Below are 16,135 nucleotides of genomic sequence, written 5' to 3' on the forward strand. Positions count from 1 at the left end.
AAGTTTTCTGTGTAATAGTTCAGCTATTAAAATTAAGCCTATGATTGGAAATAGAATAAAGTTGGCAAGAAAACAGCGCGGCCGTTCTCAAAAATGGCTGGCTGATGAGGTAGGCGTCCACCAAACCGGTGTCGCCCAATGGGAAACCGGGCGGACAGATCCCGCCACGGAGAACTTGTCGCGCATTGCCCAAGCGCTGGATGTGAACTTCGAATGGCTGGCTACCGGCAAAGGTGAAATGACCGGCATCGTGTATGAGCCGGCTAGTGTCGTACTGACTGAAGCCCTACCTGAATACAACAGCTATACCGAAGAGCAGCGTGAGTTCTTGCGCCTGTTCGACAAGCTGCCCAAAGGCAAGCGTGAAATCTTGCTCACGTTTATGCGGGAGTGGGTGAAGTGAAGAATTTGGAGCCGGTAGAGTTTCTGGAATATCAGGAAGCCTGCAGGTTTTTGAGTTTCATCCGCTCGCAAACCCACGAGCTGGCGCTGCGCGATTACTGCGCAGTTTTTATGATGCTGGAATATGGTTGGAAAATCAGCGAGCTACTCAATAAAAAAGTATCCGATGCCTTACCGCTTATCGAAGAAGAGAATGTCGGGCGTAAACCATTAAGGGAATGGTGTTTAGGCCGCCCGCCCGGATCTTTCCTTTTCCCCGGAAAAGATGGACGGGAGATGACGGCTAGAAATATCCAGCAGCGGCTACTTATGTGGTCTTATATCGGAGGGTTCAAACCTATCACTCCTTCTATCCTAATCAACACCCACAGGATAGCCAAGCTAGCTGCTATGTTTACTGGGGAATCTTTCGAATGGGATGGGAAATAACAAAATTACACCTTCCCACCATCCGTAATTTTCAGGCTGCCTGAAATATAGAAACCGCCGATTCAATCGGCGGTTTCTTGGTTTGGCTCGCTATTCGGCAGCCTGTTGATTCACGTGGCCATACGCCTGCCACTCGGCTGAATCGTTCCTTAATTCGTCGGCGTCTTTAGCCACCGCTGCATATCTTTCCGTGCATTCTCCGAATAGCTGCCAGCCGGCGGCAGCTGCTTCGCCATCAGGTGTGCCGGCGGCTGCAGCGGTTTGGGACAGGGCGCGGCGATGTGCGTCGGCGGTTTGGCGCACGCGGCCAAGCTCAGTATACAGACCGGCAATAGTAGTTTTCGCATGTTCTCGTTCCTTTTCGATTTCACTTTGTGCGGCAGCCAGCTGTGCCTGTTGCCGCCTCTCTTTGGCTAATACGGCCTCTGCCTGCTCTCGTGCCGCCTTTTCCTGCTCGGCTTTGAGCTTGGCTGTCGCCGCCTGGAAACCGGCGTTGTAGCGGTGCTCGCCGTAGTAGTATTCCCCACCGATCAAAGCGGCCAGCAGCAGGGCGGGCAGCCAATACTTCCAATATTTGATTAAGAATCCCATTGTTTTTCCTTTTATGGATGCAAGCCCAACAGATACTGCGTTTTGCCGCCGTTGCCGCGCTTGGTGGCGGTCAGAATCTGATTGCGTTCCGCCGAATTGTGGCGGCAGCCGAAATGCACCCAGCCGCTTTCGCCGCGTTCGGGGAACTCAAAAATCAGCTGGTCAAATGTGATTTCCCCGGCATCGCGCATTTCAATGATGTCTTTAGCCAGTTGCAGATTACTGATGCCGGCCGCATCGATATCCGCCGCCGAGCCGAAACGGTGTGCCGAAGTTTTCGAGCCGCCCACCGCGCGGTTCACAGCTTCACTTCTAAAGCAAGACAACACATGGATGCTCACTTCGCGCTCGTATTTCTTGCTTAACCAGGCGCGGATTTTTTCCAAGCGCTCCGCTGTTTTGCGGATGTTGTCTAGTTCCTGCTCGTTCGGTTTGTTCTCCAGCCCGAGCCGCCTGCCGGTGGCGCTGTTGGTCAGCTCGCGGTAGGTAAAGTGCGGAGTAATTTTGGTTTCGGGGGTTATTTTTTCTTTCGTCATATTTGCCTCACTTTCAGGTAGCCTGAAAACGTTCCAATGTGGTGTTTTTACACCTAGTTAAATCTCAATCTACTGTTTATCAAGTTTATTTATGGCTTTCAGACTGCAGTATTTCCGGCAGCCTGAAAGCGTGCTCACTCTTCATTTTCCGACGGCTCGTCCGGGATGATTACCGGCTGGGTTTCAGGCTGCCTGCGGTAGCCGAAACGGCCCAATACTCCCTCTAAAATGCCGTCGGCCAATTTCGGCGAGAGAGCCTGAATCGCATCCATCAGGTAGCCACCGAAGCTGCCGGCAATCAAGCCGACAAACATCGCTACCTTCGGTGCGTTGCTCGGCACGAAATATTCCGCCATGCTCGCCGCCATCACCATCCCTACTACTACGTCCAATGCCTTTTCGGCTGTTGGTTTTCTTGCTTTAAACGCCGCCCGCAAAGAACTTACCAGCCCGCCGTACACGGCCAGCGCCGTGACGCTGGTAAAAATAGACCAGTTCATTAAACACCCTGCGCTTTCTCCATTTGGTGCTTGCTGTTTTCGATTAACAAAATCCCAGCCCACCAACTGATGAGCGCGAGAACCGGATAAACCACCATTGCCGTATTTGCCGGCGGGTAGCCGCCCCAAAAGCTAGCGGTTACCAACACCCACAGCATGGATGCCGCCAGCAGCAGCCAGCCGCTGATCACATTGCTGCGCGGGGTTTCAGACGGCAAGAATGCCGCCAGCAGGATGCCGACCAGTGCGAACAATCCGCATACCAAACTCAGCGGCAGGTTGGCGAAGCGTGAATAGCTGGGCAGCGCCAACACCCCGTCGGCAAACGCCATCACCCAAGCCCAGCCCAGCAGCATCAGCGCATTCAGCCCTTCCAACGCCCGCGTGCCTGTGCCAAACATCCATTGCCGCCACGGCTCGGGCAGAAACAGCAGATTTAATGCTACTGAGATAATTTTCATCGGCCAGCGCAGGCTGTGCCGTAATCGTCCGTACAAGATTTTTCGCGGGATACTCATTTTCGCCTCCTCAAAAGCTCTGCTTTACTGTTTTGATAAATCGCGGCCAGGTCGTTAGGCGAAAACCGCCACGGCTCGCCCAGGCCCAGCACACCCGCACACCACTCCGAGCAAAACCAGCGGCGCGGGTTTTGCCGGAAATTGAACACCACACCGAACGCGCCCGTCAGGTCGTAGGGCTGCCCTTTCGTAAATTCCCACACCGAAAAAAACATCGGGAATATCAGCGGATCGGCCGTCATATCGATTAAATCCCACTTCTCCGCTGGCAGCGGCATACGTTTCCAGCGCACCCCGCCGTCGCGGATGCTGGCGGAGTAGCAGTCATACAGCGCCGCGCCGGTTTCGTCGTTTTCAGGTAGCCTCATTACGATTTCGCAGTGACTGTACTGCCCACGGGTTAAAACGCGCGTGAGCCAATCGGAAAAGCGGGCACACCATACACGCCAGCCGGAGCCATCGCGGTGGCCTTTGTACAAGGCTAGATAAATTGGACGCGGGTTCATTTGTCTGCCTCCTCAAGCTCGGCAGCGGCCTGTTCGTAGTTGGCCGTCCATCCGCCGCTGTAATCGTATTCCAGCGGGTTTTCTGCTTTTTCCATTGCTGCTTTGTGGCGTTCGGCGTTGGCAAAATCGGCCTGCTCGTCAATCAGCATCTGCTCCATCAGTTCGCCCAACAGGGCTTTGGTCATATTCACAAAGCTGTTGTCCATCGTTTTCCAAGCCAGCTTTTCAGGTAGCCTCGGCATCACGGCCAGCGCGATATATTGTGTGCGGCTGTTGTCGTCGGTATGAAACCATTTGTCCACCGATTTAACGTACATCCCATGCCGCAGATTATCGGTACGCTTGGCCTTGATGCGCTCCCATACTTCGGCCTGCTGCTCGACTTTGAGCCGGGCGGCGCGGGCAGCATCCAATCTCCACTGCCGGTTTGCCTCGTCCCACTCATGCGCGGCACTGGGGCGAGGGTTAAACACCACCTCTCCCCGCTCGATATACGGGTGAGCGTCTTGGTGATTGATGAGCTGCTGATGCTGTGCCTCGCTCAATTTAATCAGCCCGTGTTGCAGCGGTTCGGTGGCCGCTTCCGGGCTCAGATACAAATGCAGCCAGTCGCCGTCGATGATTTCGAGGCCGTAGCCGGTATCGCGTGCGTAATATGTCATTTAGTAGCCCTCCACGTTGACAAAAATATCAATCCGGTCGTTGCCTATCGACCCGGCAATACGGCCAATATCCAGCCATACCGTGTTTTTATTGTCTTTTTGTTTGCGCAATGCCCAGGCGGCCGGCAGCTCGGCTGCCTCAGCATAGTAGTATTGGGATTTGTTCGGGTCGGAGCAGCGAAGAGGTTGCACTTGCACATTGGTTACCTTGTTGGGCATGGCCGTCCATAGAGGCAGTGCAACAGATACGTCATTAGCGGATGCCACCTGAAACCCCGGCAGCTCTTCGGGCAGCCAAAAGGTATGCGCCACCACTTTGAGCCAAAACGTCTGCACGATGTGGCCGTCCGGATAAACGCTGACACTGCCCTCTGTTTTGTAGCGCTCCGAGGCGTGCACCGGATTGACCGGCGTTTGCTCGCGGGAGTAATCGCGTCGGGAGACATTGGATAGGTCGGGCAGCATCGCCACGCGCTTGCCGTCGTAGTGCAGCTCGCCGTTGTTGAGGAGGGATAGGGATTTGCCACTGGATTGGTTTGTCAGGTAGCCGCTTGTGTTATCGGCACCCAGTTTCAAGTAGCGGTTGGCGGCAAAATCGGCGACGCTATCGCTTGCCAACAGACTGGCTTTGGCGTGCAGGGCATTAGTAAAGCTCTTGATACCGGCGATGTCTTGGTTGCCGGTGGTTTTGACTGCGTCGCTGGCCTGCTCGTCGATGATTTTGCGCAGCGCGGTCAGCATTTGGTTGTACTTGCTCGGGTCTACTGTCAGTCCCGCCGCTTCGATCACTGCGCAAATCTCTTCCTGTGTGTGGTCGAACCACTCCGCACCGGGGATGGTTGGCAGTAGGCCGCCTGCGGGGTTACCACTTTGGAAGCCGTGTTTGCCAGCACCGAATTTGTCGCGCTGGGCGCGCTTTTCTAGGTCTGCCCGTTTCATGGTCTCATCCTATGTATTTGAAAATCAGTTGGGTATGCGCCTGTTTCTCTCGGTTCAGCACGCACTCGATATGGGTATTTCCCCAAGTAGCCAGCGGCTCTTCACAATGGCTCTGGCAGGTGGCTTCGATATATTGCTTGTCGGCCTTGAGCGATACCGACCAAGTAAACAGCCAGTCGGTGTGGTCGAATACCGCAAATTCACAGTCACTCTCGCAGGTGTGCAGAGTGAACCGTTCTATTTGAGCTTCACTCTGCCCCAATCTCTCCAGAATCGCTAAATAGCGGGTACGTCTTGCGCCGCCGGTATCCACCAACTTGTTGTAAACCGCCTGCCGCCGTTCGGCGATGGATTGGATGCCTACCGTACAGCGGTCGGGCAGATTCAGGCTGTGTTCGTATTCCACTAACAGCAGCGTGGATAACCTGGGATCAACTTCCTGCCAGAGCGTGGTATCTAAATCGTCCACCGCTTCCAGTTCGCGGGCGGTTTTTTGTAGTAGTTCAGCCGGTTCATCTGCTTGTGGGTCGAGTGCGATGCCGGGCGGCAGCAGTTTGCCTAATGCGTTCAGGTAGCCCATTCGATTTGCCCCAGACTAACCAACTCTCCTACTGCCGGCGTGATATCGCCGGTGGGTAGTAGCAGTTGGTGGTCGTATTCGCCGGCTGCGTTGGATATGGCCTGCGTGAGGTGGCTGCGCGGGATGGTGTGGCCACGTGCCGGCAGTTCCAAATCGCCGGCCGCATCATAAGCCACAGGAGAGGCGTTGGCATCCAACACTCGGCTCAATTCCGCTTTCACCGCCGCCCGAACTTCCGGCGTATCCGGTGTAATCTTGATTTTGAAATTTACTGGTTTGGGCAGGGGCGAGACCACATGGATTTCGCCGTTCGGCAGCGCACTGTGCTCCAAATGCTTCTGCACTTCGGCCAGTTCGGCGGCATCAGGGAAGATGTTGCTGTCGTGGTCGCGCACCACATATACGGTTACCGTGCCCAGCCCGCTCAGTTTCGGCGCCGGCCACACACGGGTGATGCCGGGCACTTCCTTCGCCCAGCGTATCCAATCGGCTAATTTGCCCACCTGCCCGCCGAGATTGCGGCTTTCCACCACCCTGCGGCGGAGCTCGGGCAGACTCTCGATGTCCGAGCCGCCGCTTAAATAAGCAACGGTGGCAGTGTTCTCAATGCCAGCTATCGGATTGGCGAAGTGCAACATGGCGCCGTTGTCGGTATTGCCGGCTGCTCCTGGCTGGGTGGCACACACCCGCAGCGTGGTACTGCCGCTGCTATCGGTAATCACCCCTTCCACCACGGCAAACTGCACCGAATCACTGCGGTTGAACAAGGTGCCTTGCGGGATTCCAATCCCTCCCGCGCCGCGTACCACCACCCTGCCCACCGCAGGTACGGCCGCCCGGCGTTTACTGCCTTGCAGCCATAAACCAACGTGCAGGTTTTCCAGCACATCATCATCGCAGGTTTGCGGGAACATCTGGCGGGTGCGCCAGTCGATATGCTCGTGGATGCCGTGCACCGCTGCGGCCAGCGCCCGCGCGAACGGGGTGAATAGATTGCGCCGCAGCGCCGGTGAAGCGTTGGCGCGCGGCAACTCGGTTTCCAGCCGTCGATTTAATTCAGGCAGGCTTTCTTTATCGTAGGGCATGGCGCACTTCCAAATTCAGCGTGGTATCGTCGATTTTTACCTGTAGTCCAAGTACGGTAGGTCGTGGGGTATACGCGGTAATGGATACGCGGCGGGCGACGCCGTCCTGTGTCAGCCAGGCCAGGGCAGTTCTGGCGTAGTCCTCCGCCAACCGTAGGGTTTCGTGGATTTCCTTACTGCGCTGCAGCTCCCACAGGCGGCTGCCCCAGCGGTCGTTTTCGGCGAGGCCGTCGCCCCACCATCCGCGCCCCGGGCTACCGTCGGCTTCAATGCCGCGGGCATCGCAAAACAGGCTCAGCACCACCGCACAAACCAATTCGTCTTCCAACTGATTAAACGGGATGCCCAGGTTCAAATCCAGTACCAGTTTTGTCATTTAACCGGTCCTCCGGTGTTGTCTCCGCCGCTCTGCACGCCGCTGTGGGCATGGTCTTCCAGTTTCACGCCGTCGGCTGTTACTGAATCTGCAGTTACGGTATCCACGTTGAAACCGCCTTCCATGTGGCTGCCTGCGGTGGCGCTCATATTCAGCGCGCCCCCCGCCCTTTGTTCAACGTTACCGGCGGCTTGCGTGGAAACATTGCCGCTGGCTTCGATGGAAAAATCCCTGCACTTCAGCGTTACGTTGCCTTGTTCGTCCATCTTGAACAGCTGCCCGAACTGGGCATACATCGCGCTCTCACCCGGCTTCAAATCTGGCGAATACTGAGGATGCTCGCAGGCCACCACAATCAGGTGGTCGCGGCTGCCGCCCACCGCCACCGCCACCAGTGTCGAGCCGGCGGGGGGATGGCCGCTGTGACCGTAGTTTTGCACCCGCTCCACCTCCTCGCGGGTTTCACCTTCCAGTAGGCTGATCTGCATCATCTGCAGGCCATTGGTTCGCAGCAGGTTAAGTACGCCGCGCGCCACCAGCAGCCGGATTTTTTGTAGAGGGTTCATTACGTTTCCTTCCGCCGCGGCGCTTGCCCCTGCCGCGGCCTTGTTTCTGTCTTGGTTGCTCGGCCAATTGATCGTAGGCTTTCGGATTAGCCAACTGCAGCGTCGCCACCGTACCTTCTTGGTCGTTTAAGCTGTATTCAATCTCGGAAATAATCATTTCCTCGTCGGCTTTGTGGATATATGCCGCTTTCACCTGCACCCGCAGGCCGGGCAGCCACAATTCGCCTTTGTCGCCTCCCTGCCGCCAGCTCTGCACCTTAATTTCCGCGCGGTCTGCCTTGCCTTCGCGCATGGTGGCTTCATGCTTGGCGCGAGCCGCCGGGCTTTGACTTTGATCTTCGGCCAAAATCAGCAGCGGGCGGTAACGCTTCACACCGGCATCAGCCGCGTCGCCTTTGCCGTCGTGCTTGCCGCGCCCCTGCGATTTCACGATGTATTGGCTGTACTGCTCGCTCTCATCCTTCGTCCCTTCGGCGCTGAGGATGTTTTCTCCTTCCACCAGTGCCGTGCCGGCGGCAGTTTGGTCGGGTAGGTCGATAACTAGCCGCCCCGTACCGTCCGTCCACATCATCAGCGCTTTCATCCGCAGCAGGCGTTGCAGCGCATCCTGCACTGTCTCGCTGTCTTCAAGCGCGAAGCTGGAGATGGTTTCTCCCGCCGCCTTCTCGCCGCGCGCGCCGATAAATACTTCGATGCCGAACGGCCGGCACAGGTCGGCGGCAATTTGTTTCAGGCTGGCGCTTTTCCACTGGCCGCTTTTATGGATGGCCGAGCAGTCGGTCAGGTCGGCGGTTTTATCCCGTCCTTCCACCGAAAACCATGTGTCGGTGGCGCTGTAGCCCTGCCGCGTGCGGTTCACATAACCGGTCACCACCGGCACCCCGTCAATTTTCACCACGCAGCTGTCGCCCGTTTGAATCGGACGTGCCTCCAACTGCCCAGGCCACCGCTCGGTAACCGTTAAACTAAAACTGCCGCTCATCTGCTCGATGCCGCGCTGGATGGATATCTCCGTCCAGCCGCCGAAAATCTGGTTGTTGACCCATAACTCACATTTATTCGCCATCGCGCAGCACCTCGACCCGCCCCGCCGGCACAAACAGCGGGTGGCGCACATGGTTGCGCGCCACGACGTCTTCATACGCCTCAATGCTGCCGTTGACACGGTAGGCCACCAGCAGTGCAGGCAGGTTATCCAGTGTTTCCACCACCGCCAGCTCGCGGATAGTTGGCAGCCGTGCCTGTGCGGTGCGTACCACTTGTGCCTGCACCGCATCCAGCGTGCGGAACAGCCGCCCGCTGGCCTGCTGCATTTCGTTATGCAGTGCGGAGAGGGCTAGGTCGCGGTCAGACAGCAATTCTCTTTGGCTGGCGTAATCATTACTACCAATGCCGCGCGCCTGTTCCAACACCAACGTGCGGCGTACCGCATCGGACAAGCTGGGCGGCATCGGCGGTAAGTCCGTTTGGTTGCGCGGGGAATAGGGCAGTGTCCACTGCGGTCGCGCGCTAATTTGTGGCTCGCGCCCGCGCAGCGTATCCAGCATTGCCCGGTCTCTATCCGGGCGGCTGGTTACCTGGAAAGCCGGCATCTCGGCCAAATTGCCCGCACTCTGGCTTTTGTCTGCCTGCCATGAGCTGCCTGTATCCCGCTGGAACGGGGCGGCAATCTTGCGGATCAGTCCGGCTACGCGGTAATACAGCTCTATCGGTTTAGCCAACAAACCACGGCCGCCGGAAGTCAGCCTCTCTACCCCTGCCAAGCCGCGCTCAAGCGGCGTCAGGTAATATTCAAACCCTTTCATCAGCTCGTCCGCCCGCTGAGCCGCTACGTCCAGCCAACCGTCAATATCGCGCAACCATTCCGCTTCAAACTTCATCCCTACCTGTGATAGCGCATCATCTACCAAGCCGGATAGCAGGCCGCCGGCGTCTTCCTGCACGTCCGGCTCGTTGTTTTCGCCCGCCTCCACAAACGACAGCCGGAAATCAAACCGCCCGCCCTCAGCACGCGGATAAGTTACCGACTGCTGGCCGTCGTGCTGCACAAACACGCTGCCATACCACGGATGAATCAGCGTGCCGGGTCCTTCGCTTTCCAGCGCTTCCACCAGCGCGTCATATTCGGGCTGCGTCAACACAAAGGCATGCACGGAGAAGCGGCGCACCTCGCGCCCCAAGTCTTCGGCGAACGGCAAATCCCGATACGGATACTGGTGCAGCACATTGCGCCGACCGAATTGGCCTTCCGTTTCGTCTACCTTAAACGGCACGCCCTTAAACGATGCTTCGCGTAACGCCATTACTGCGCTCCTGTATTGGTTCGGCCCACATTCAACTTGGTCTGCGGCGTGCCGACTGCCGTGGTGGATACGTTCAGGGTGGCCGGCGCGCTCACCATCACCTTAATTTCCCCGCCGATTTTCGCTGCTGAGATGCTCTGTGCGGCGGCATCCCCGGATGCTTTCACCGCTTCCGCGGCCTGCTGCGAGGTACCGTCCAGCACCGCCTGGCTGCGCTGCCGCTCGGCCTCCATCTGCCGGTTGATTTCCAGAGCCTCGATTGCCTCTTTATTGCCGTGCCATGCCTGAAAACGCGCCACCAATTCGCCGATCACGTTCTCATCATCGTGGTCACGCGCATACTGTGCTTCTTCATTTCCAAACCAAGAAAGCACAGTAGCAATAACCTGTCCGCCGGCATGGTCGAATTTCTGCCCAGCTTCCGTCTGTAGATAAGCTTCCCGCATTGCTGTGCCCAGCGACCAACCTGCGCTGAATGCGGTTACCGCCGCGGCGGCGATGTTGGCCGCCTGGGCGAATTTACCCAGCGCACCAGCAGCCCCGGCCGCTTCGCCACCCAAACCGCCCAATCCACCCAACCCGGGTAGCGTGCCGCCACCCAACCCGCCACCAGGCATATTCACCACAAATACCGGCTGCACCCCGGCCGCATGCTCCATCGCTTTAGCGGTAGCCAAATTACTGCCGATCCCGAGCAGGCCGCCACCGCCACGCAGGCCGCGCGTCAACCTGATAGCCATTCCGCCCAGCAATGCGGCCGATAAGGCACCGCCGCCGATTTTCAGCATCGATCCCCCACTCAAACCCAAGCCGCCCTGTTCTTTCGAATCCATCATGAAGCCGACCACGTTGGTGAATGCGTTATCCAACGGCCGCATCACGCCGTCTTCGATTGCCTCATGGAACGCGCCTTTCAGGCGGTTGGCTTGGGTCACGGCATTGTCCATCGCCGTGCCGAGATCGCGGTCTACCGTGCCGGTAGCATTGCGCAGTTCGCGGTTGAATTCGTCGATTTTTTCCAGCGTGCCTTCCTGCAACGCTTTATCCATCCCTTTGTAGGTGTCTTCATCCATCTTGCCGAAGGCGGCGGTGAGAAAATTAACTTTTTGACTGTCAGTCTTAAGTTTGAGGTATTCGGTCCGAATATCGCGGATGATTTCCAAAGGATCGCGGCGTGCGCCTTTGGCATCAAAGAAATTAACACCTGTCCCTTCCTGAGCCATACGGATATAGCGACCGCTGGTAAACATGCGTAACGTGCTATTGACCAAGGTCGCCAAGCGTTCTGCCTGCGGTTCAGATTGGGAAAACGCTTCAGTCAGCGCCAAGGTTTGATCCAGCGTAAAGTTAGCTGCCTTGGCTCTGCCACCAATACGGGCGAAAATATCCGGCAGGTTTTCCAACTCGGCATTACCCAATCGCCCGGCCACCACCATCCTATCCAACAGCCCTTCCACCGCCGCTTTGTCGGTGATGTCGATGCCGAACTGCTCACGCGCCACACCCAGTGCCTTACCCAGTTGGTCGGCATTGGTTTTGGCTACCTGTAATGTTTTGGATACCGGCTCGGCCGCACCGCGGATGGCGGTGATATCCAATCCTGCAGCCTGCAGGCTTTCCGCCAACTCTTTCTGGTCGGTGAGTAGTGTGCCGTAGCGTTTTTGATTGTCGTAGGCTTCGCTGCGCTACGATTCCATTTCCGCGCGGCTGGCGCCGAGGTTTACCTGTAGGCGGCGCATATCGCGCTCGAATTGAGCGGTATCTACCGCCAGCTTGATACCGCCCACGGTAACGCCGATACCGGCCAATATCCCTTTCAGGCTGCCCAGTGTGCCCTTCACCCGCTCGAATTCGCCGCGGATGCCGGCAGAGAAGCGGCGCGTGCCTGCAGCGGCTGTATTCATGCCGCGCAGGTAGCCTTGCGCATCCGCGCCGATAACTACTTTCAACTCTTCCCTGCTCATTTATCTTTCCCGGTTAAGATTTCGATATAAAACTGGAAGCGGGCTACCGGCAGGTTCAAAATATCCTGCTCGCGCCAGCCGGTCTTCATGGCGATGAGGAACACGCAGCGCCAGAAGTTTTTCGGCCGCCCGCTTATTCTTCCCCCTCGTCGCCCTCCTCCAGCTGGGTAAGGGCATCAGAGAGCCGTGCCACATCGACCGGCTTCAACTCTTTCATCATGCCCATCGTCACTTCGCCGTCGAAGCCTTCCAGCTTTTCGATCAGGCGCGAAATCAGCGCCACCTTGAAGGCATACTGCCGATACACCGGCGCATTCACTTCCGCGGCGATATAGTCCGCCACCGTCGGCTCGCGCAGCACCACATCCTTCAGCCGCTGCTCGTTGACTTTGAATCCAAGTTTTAAGGTTACGAGTTGGGTACGCATAAAAATCTCCTGTGTTGTCATAAAGGGGAAATACATCAATGGCAGGCTACATTTTCAGGTAGCCTGCCATGACAAAACAGGGGCATTTTGGGCAAAAGAAAACGCCCCGCAGGGCGCGGGGCGGATGGATCAGCAGCAGGTATGGTCGTAGTAGTCGTCCGTTACCCGCTGAATCATTTTCTCGCACAGGTTCAGGCGCAGGCCGAAGGTTTTCAGCCATTGAATCAGCAGTTCGATATCCACCTTGTCCGAATTGGAGCAGGATAATAGCGTTACCATACCGTCGAAGGCCACGCGGCAGCCGAAAATCTCATCTGCCACATCATTCAAACTGGGGCAGCAGGCTACCTGAACCGGTGTATCGGTGAGCGGGGTTTTCATTTCCATTATTGCACCCCTCCCGAAATCACGCGGCATACCGCCCAGCGGTCGGCGGCAGTTTGCTGGATATTGAAGCGGTAGCTGTCGGCGCGTACCGCCGTCAGGCGGTCGATGAAGGCGACGGCTTGGGTCAGGCTGGGGAAAGTGCGGATATGCTGGGCAACCAGCGGGCGGCGGAAAGCCGAACGGATGGAAGGCATGATATTGTCCTTTTCGAGTTGGGTTATACCCCTTCACGCTGTCAAACATGAGGCGGGGCGCAAAAGGCGGGTTGACAGACCGGTAACTCGAACCGGCAGGCCGAAGCCTCCCGCCCAGTGCGCCCCATAGAAAAGGAACAACTGAGATTGCAGACGTAAAAATGCCGCGTGGTGCTCAAGGCTCTCTGCGGCTCGTCGCCGAGTTATGCGGGCTGTCAAACCCGTGTGGCTGATTGAAGCCACGGCGCAATCTTAGTTCAGGCTGTTCGGAAGGTCAAGCGGTTTTTTCAGGTAGCCTGATTGGTTATTACTTTAGCCGCTCATCATCCCGAAACACGATTTCAAAGCAGCAGGTACAGGCGTGATAGGGATGTTCGCATTGCGACGGTGGCTAGTCGTCCGGCAAATCCTCGGTGCGGTGGATGCCGGCCAGCGTCCTGCTGTGTCTGCAAAATTGAGAACGGGGGATAATCTCCAGCCCGTAGGCATCCGAATGGATTTTCAGGTAGCCTAATTCGTTCAAATAACGGTCGCGGGCTACTGCAACCGTCCCTTCCATCGCATGGGAACGCTGCTTTTCGTCCAAATAAATGCCGATTTGTCGGCCGCGCTCGGTCGGGCGGTAGAGCTGATGCCGGGAAACAATGTCTGCCGCCACTTCCGGCAGCCGCATAAACAGCCGCTCCAGTAATTCCGACTTGTTGCCGCCCAGCGGCAAATCATGCTCCCGAAAAATGGTTTTAACTTGTTCCACCGTTAGCGCCTTTTCGGCCACGGTAAACGCATCGACCGCATGGAAATATCCCAACCGCACAAAATCCATAAACACTTGGTCGGCATTGTCCACCTTCTCACGATAAGATTTGGCCAACGGCAGCTTGATCCATTCATTGAAAGCCAGCCGAACAAGCAAGGCTTCCTTATCAGTCAGGCGGCCTTGCTGGCGATGGCGGTTAATTTCCTGCTGTCGCTGTTCGCTGGCGGCCATTTCGATTTCATATTGCCGTTCCTTCTCCGATTGCTTCCCCAAGCGCTTTTGCTCGGCAAGGGCAGCCTTGCTTGCGTGGTGTGCCCACGCCAACACCACGGCAAATAGTACCACCGGCACCGCTAATGTCCACCAACCGAGCACCGCCCATATTTCGCTACCTATCCAAAGCAATGCCGCTCCCATTATTAAGATGCCGCCTATCGATTTTCTCGCCATTATTTTTCCCGTGTGAAAAGCGAAGTCATTATACCTGCGCACAATAAAGCCGCCCACGCGGGGCGGCTGCTTGCTTCACACACAACACACAGGAGGGAAATCTATACGCGCTCGGCTTCCTGCCCGCCGATGGTTACGTCCACTTCGTGGCCGGAAAGCTCCACCGCATCCACCACCGAAGCATTGCGTATCAGGTAACGCTGGCCGCTGTCGGTTTCGAAGGTAGCGGTAAAATTGCGCCAACGCTGCACGGCGGTGATGTCCAAATCGCCGGTGTGTACGATTTTGGCTTTAATCTCAGCAGCCTGCAATTCTTTTGTGGCCGCGCCCACTACCCCGGTGACCGCGGTCACCATCTCGGCCACCGGGCCGCCCGGTTTCAGGGTGGCGCCTTCTTTCGATTGTAGGCGCTGGCCGTTCACGCGCACATAGCATAATCCGGTTACATTACTCATAACTTATTCCTTATAAACGATATTGCACAACCGCAGCGAAGGTGCGGAACTGGTTCACCAAATTCGGCGGCAGCACTGCGTTCACACGGTCCGGGTCGGTTTTGCTGCGCAATACCAGTCGGTTTTTCTTGCTGGTATCCACATCTTCCACGATACCCATTTCTTCCAAATCACGCTCCAGCGCAGTGATTTCGTCGCTGATCATCTGCGGGGTTACAAATTTCTGCCCCGGGCCGATATTGGTGCCGTCGTTCACCAACTTGTGGCGCGGGAAGCGCAGGGCGATGCGGGCGCGCACCTGATAACGGTAGTAATCCACCGTCCACTTCGCTTCCAAGCTGCTCAAACTGGTATCGTCCAAGCCCAGCGCATTCTGCTGGTAGTAGGTAACCACCCGCTCTAAATACACTTCGCCGGCCGCGTTTACCGTGGTAGTGGAAATACCGTCTCGCACCAGCAAGGTGCGCTCTCCATAATTGAAACGGTCTTGCAGGCGCGGTGCACGCACCCCGGGTACCTTCACCGCCTTCAGCGGCAGGGCCGGGTCTTGGTTGCCGTAGTATTGGCAGGTCAGTCCGAAGCAGGTAGCGCGTACCGGCGCCCAAGTCGGGCAGCCCTTCAAGCCCCAGCCGCTGCCGTGCGCACTGTTGCGCTTGTTGCCGAAGGTGGTCAGCTCGGCATGGGTGCCGTTTAACGCGTTGAACACATGGCCTGTCTTCATGTTCATACCGCCCCAGCGCCCGTTCATGTCGGCTTCAATTTTGGCAAGGTTGCTCTGGTCGGTATAAGGACTGATGATGGTGTAGAACCATTGTTCGTCCACCGCCGCCAGTGCGGCGGCCACATCCGGCGCGCCGCTGCCGCCGGCCAACGCCCCCACGCCGTTGCTGCCACCGGAAATAGTGACGGTGATGCCGCGCGGCAGGCGGTCGTCGTCGAAATACTGCCATGCCACTTCCATGCCGTTGCCGGTTTCGCCTTTATTGCGCGCCGTCAGCGTAACCACTTTGTCTTCCACCGCGCTGCTGACGGGTAGGTCGGTACGGGCGGCCAGCACTGTATTGATTTTCTTTGCGATGGCGGCGGCATCCTCGCCACTGGTCACCACCACCTGCACCTGCTCGCCGGCGATATACAGGTTCAATACCCTGCTTTCAATCGCCTGGCCGGCCACGGTAATGGTGGCGCTGGCGGCCACGCCGGTATCTTCGAGCGCAATGGCGGACACATCTAAAAAGCCAACTTCATCAAACACAGCCTGCATACCCAGCGCCATGCGGTGCAGCATTGAACCGCGTCCGAACTGTACCTCCGCGTCCTGTGCGCTGGTGATGCGGCGTGGCGTGAGCAGCGGGGTGGTGCCGCTATCTAGTTTTTGCCCCATCAATAGCACCTTGCGCTCTACGGCCACGGGCCCTTCCAATGCGCGGGAGGGATCGATTTCCAAGAAGATCCCGCCAAGCGGGGTATCGGATGGAATCGTATCAAATACAATATTATCAGCCATT

General features: G+C 57.2%; 22 protein-coding genes and 1 pseudogene. 2 read left to right on the plus strand and 21 right to left on the minus strand.

Going from position 1 to position 16,135, the window contains the following annotated elements; all coding sequences use genetic code 11:
- Positions 1–40: 40 nt before the first annotated feature.
- The gene (locus tag H9Q10_RS01570) at positions 41–403 is read left to right on the plus strand and encodes a helix-turn-helix domain-containing protein (protein WP_081258928.1); all 363 of its coding nucleotides are present in this window, start codon (positions 41–43) and stop codon (positions 401–403) included.
- A complete protein-coding gene (locus H9Q10_RS01575; RefSeq protein WP_197902273.1) occupies positions 400–831 on the plus strand; it encodes a site-specific integrase in 432 nt (143 codons plus the stop codon). The genes H9Q10_RS01570 and H9Q10_RS01575 overlap by 4 nt, the downstream gene beginning before the upstream one ends.
- A gap of 90 nt (positions 832–921) precedes the next feature.
- Here the strand turns inward: H9Q10_RS01575 and H9Q10_RS01580 are convergent, their stop codons facing one another.
- The 21 genes and pseudogenes from H9Q10_RS01580 to H9Q10_RS01680 all read right to left on the minus strand — a co-directional run bounded on the left by H9Q10_RS01580 (position 922) and on the right by H9Q10_RS01680 (position 16,134).
- A complete protein-coding gene (locus H9Q10_RS01580) occupies positions 922–1,422 on the minus strand; it encodes a DUF2514 family protein (protein WP_197902274.1) in 501 nt (166 codons plus the stop codon).
- Between the two features lie 11 nt (positions 1,423–1,433).
- On the minus strand, positions 1,434–1,958 hold the full coding sequence (locus tag H9Q10_RS01585) for a D-Ala-D-Ala carboxypeptidase family metallohydrolase (protein ID WP_197902275.1): 525 nt from the start codon (positions 1,956–1,958) through the stop codon (positions 1,434–1,436).
- A gap of 134 nt (positions 1,959–2,092) precedes the next feature.
- Entirely contained in the window at positions 2,093–2,458 is a 366-nt protein-coding gene (locus H9Q10_RS01590) for a hypothetical protein (protein ID WP_197902276.1), read from the minus strand.
- On the minus strand, positions 2,458–2,976 hold the full coding sequence (locus H9Q10_RS01595; RefSeq protein ID WP_081258929.1) for a hypothetical protein: 519 nt from the start codon (positions 2,974–2,976) through the stop codon (positions 2,458–2,460). The genes H9Q10_RS01590 and H9Q10_RS01595 overlap by 1 nt, the downstream gene beginning before the upstream one ends.
- Positions 2,973–3,482, minus strand: a complete 510-nt coding sequence (locus tag H9Q10_RS01600) for a hypothetical protein (protein WP_197902277.1) — start codon at positions 3,480–3,482, stop codon at positions 2,973–2,975. The genes H9Q10_RS01595 and H9Q10_RS01600 overlap by 4 nt, the downstream gene beginning before the upstream one ends.
- Positions 3,479–4,144 (minus strand): DUF4376 domain-containing protein, encoded by a 666-nt coding sequence (locus H9Q10_RS01605; protein WP_197902278.1) that lies wholly within the window; start codon positions 4,142–4,144, stop codon positions 3,479–3,481. Before H9Q10_RS01605 ends, H9Q10_RS01600 begins: the two co-directional genes overlap by 4 nt.
- On the minus strand, positions 4,145–5,083 hold the full coding sequence (locus H9Q10_RS01610) for a hypothetical protein (protein ID WP_197902279.1): 939 nt from the start codon (positions 5,081–5,083) through the stop codon (positions 4,145–4,147). It abuts the gene before it with no gap.
- Between the two features lie 4 nt (positions 5,084–5,087).
- A complete protein-coding gene (locus H9Q10_RS01615; RefSeq protein ID WP_197902280.1) occupies positions 5,088–5,663 on the minus strand; it encodes a YmfQ family protein in 576 nt (191 codons plus the stop codon).
- Positions 5,651–6,748, minus strand: coding sequence for a baseplate J/gp47 family protein (locus H9Q10_RS01620; protein ID WP_197902281.1), 1,098 nt, complete (start codon positions 6,746–6,748; stop codon positions 5,651–5,653). Before H9Q10_RS01620 ends, H9Q10_RS01615 begins: the two co-directional genes overlap by 13 nt.
- The gene (locus H9Q10_RS01625) at positions 6,735–7,124 is read right to left on the minus strand and encodes a phage GP46 family protein (RefSeq protein ID WP_064084049.1); all 390 of its coding nucleotides are present in this window, start codon (positions 7,122–7,124) and stop codon (positions 6,735–6,737) included. The genes H9Q10_RS01620 and H9Q10_RS01625 overlap by 14 nt, the downstream gene beginning before the upstream one ends.
- The gene (locus tag H9Q10_RS01630; protein WP_197902282.1) at positions 7,121–7,690 is read right to left on the minus strand and encodes a phage baseplate assembly protein; all 570 of its coding nucleotides are present in this window, start codon (positions 7,688–7,690) and stop codon (positions 7,121–7,123) included. Before H9Q10_RS01630 ends, H9Q10_RS01625 begins: the two co-directional genes overlap by 4 nt.
- Positions 7,641–8,756 (minus strand): phage baseplate assembly protein, encoded by a 1,116-nt coding sequence (locus tag H9Q10_RS01635; protein ID WP_197902283.1) that lies wholly within the window; start codon positions 8,754–8,756, stop codon positions 7,641–7,643. Before H9Q10_RS01635 ends, H9Q10_RS01630 begins: the two co-directional genes overlap by 50 nt.
- Complete coding sequence (locus H9Q10_RS01640) at positions 8,746–9,993, minus strand: DNA circularization protein (protein WP_197902284.1); 1,248 nt, start codon at positions 9,991–9,993, stop codon at positions 8,746–8,748. Before H9Q10_RS01640 ends, H9Q10_RS01635 begins: the two co-directional genes overlap by 11 nt.
- A pseudogene (locus H9Q10_RS01645) lies at positions 9,993–11,621 on the minus strand (phage tail tape measure protein); the annotation flags it as partial. The gene H9Q10_RS01640 and the pseudogene H9Q10_RS01645, both read right to left, overlap by 1 nt.
- A gap of 57 nt (positions 11,622–11,678) precedes the next feature.
- Entirely contained in the window at positions 11,679–11,957 is a 279-nt protein-coding gene (locus H9Q10_RS01650) for a hypothetical protein (RefSeq protein ID WP_197902286.1), read from the minus strand.
- Positions 11,958–12,090: 133 nt separating this feature from the next.
- Positions 12,091–12,384, minus strand: a complete 294-nt coding sequence (locus tag H9Q10_RS01655; protein WP_064087706.1) for a phage tail assembly protein — start codon at positions 12,382–12,384, stop codon at positions 12,091–12,093.
- 129 nt (positions 12,385–12,513) lie between these two features.
- Positions 12,514–12,771 carry a hypothetical protein gene (locus H9Q10_RS01660; protein WP_197902287.1) on the minus strand — a complete coding sequence of 86 codons (258 nt, stop codon included), beginning with the start codon at positions 12,769–12,771 and terminating at the stop codon, positions 12,514–12,516.
- Positions 12,771–12,965: a hypothetical protein gene (locus H9Q10_RS01665; RefSeq protein WP_197902288.1), complete on the minus strand. Its 195-nt coding sequence runs from the start codon at positions 12,963–12,965 to the stop codon at positions 12,771–12,773. The genes H9Q10_RS01660 and H9Q10_RS01665 overlap by 1 nt, the downstream gene beginning before the upstream one ends.
- A 391-nt stretch (positions 12,966–13,356) precedes the next feature.
- Positions 13,357–14,172 (minus strand): SAP domain-containing protein, encoded by an 816-nt coding sequence (locus H9Q10_RS01670; protein WP_197902289.1) that lies wholly within the window; start codon positions 14,170–14,172, stop codon positions 13,357–13,359.
- A 101-nt stretch (positions 14,173–14,273) separates the two neighbouring features.
- Positions 14,274–14,627, minus strand: coding sequence for a phage tail tube protein (locus H9Q10_RS01675; RefSeq protein WP_064084039.1), 354 nt, complete (start codon positions 14,625–14,627; stop codon positions 14,274–14,276).
- Positions 14,628–14,637: 10 nt separating this feature from the next.
- A complete protein-coding gene (locus H9Q10_RS01680) occupies positions 14,638–16,134 on the minus strand; it encodes a phage tail sheath C-terminal domain-containing protein (protein ID WP_197902290.1) in 1,497 nt (498 codons plus the stop codon).
- Between the last annotated feature and the right edge of the window lies 1 nt (position 16,135).

It is taken from the genome of Eikenella glucosivorans (assembly GCF_016025525.2).
Taxonomy (GTDB): Bacteria; Pseudomonadota; Gammaproteobacteria; order Burkholderiales; family Neisseriaceae; genus Eikenella; species Eikenella glucosivorans.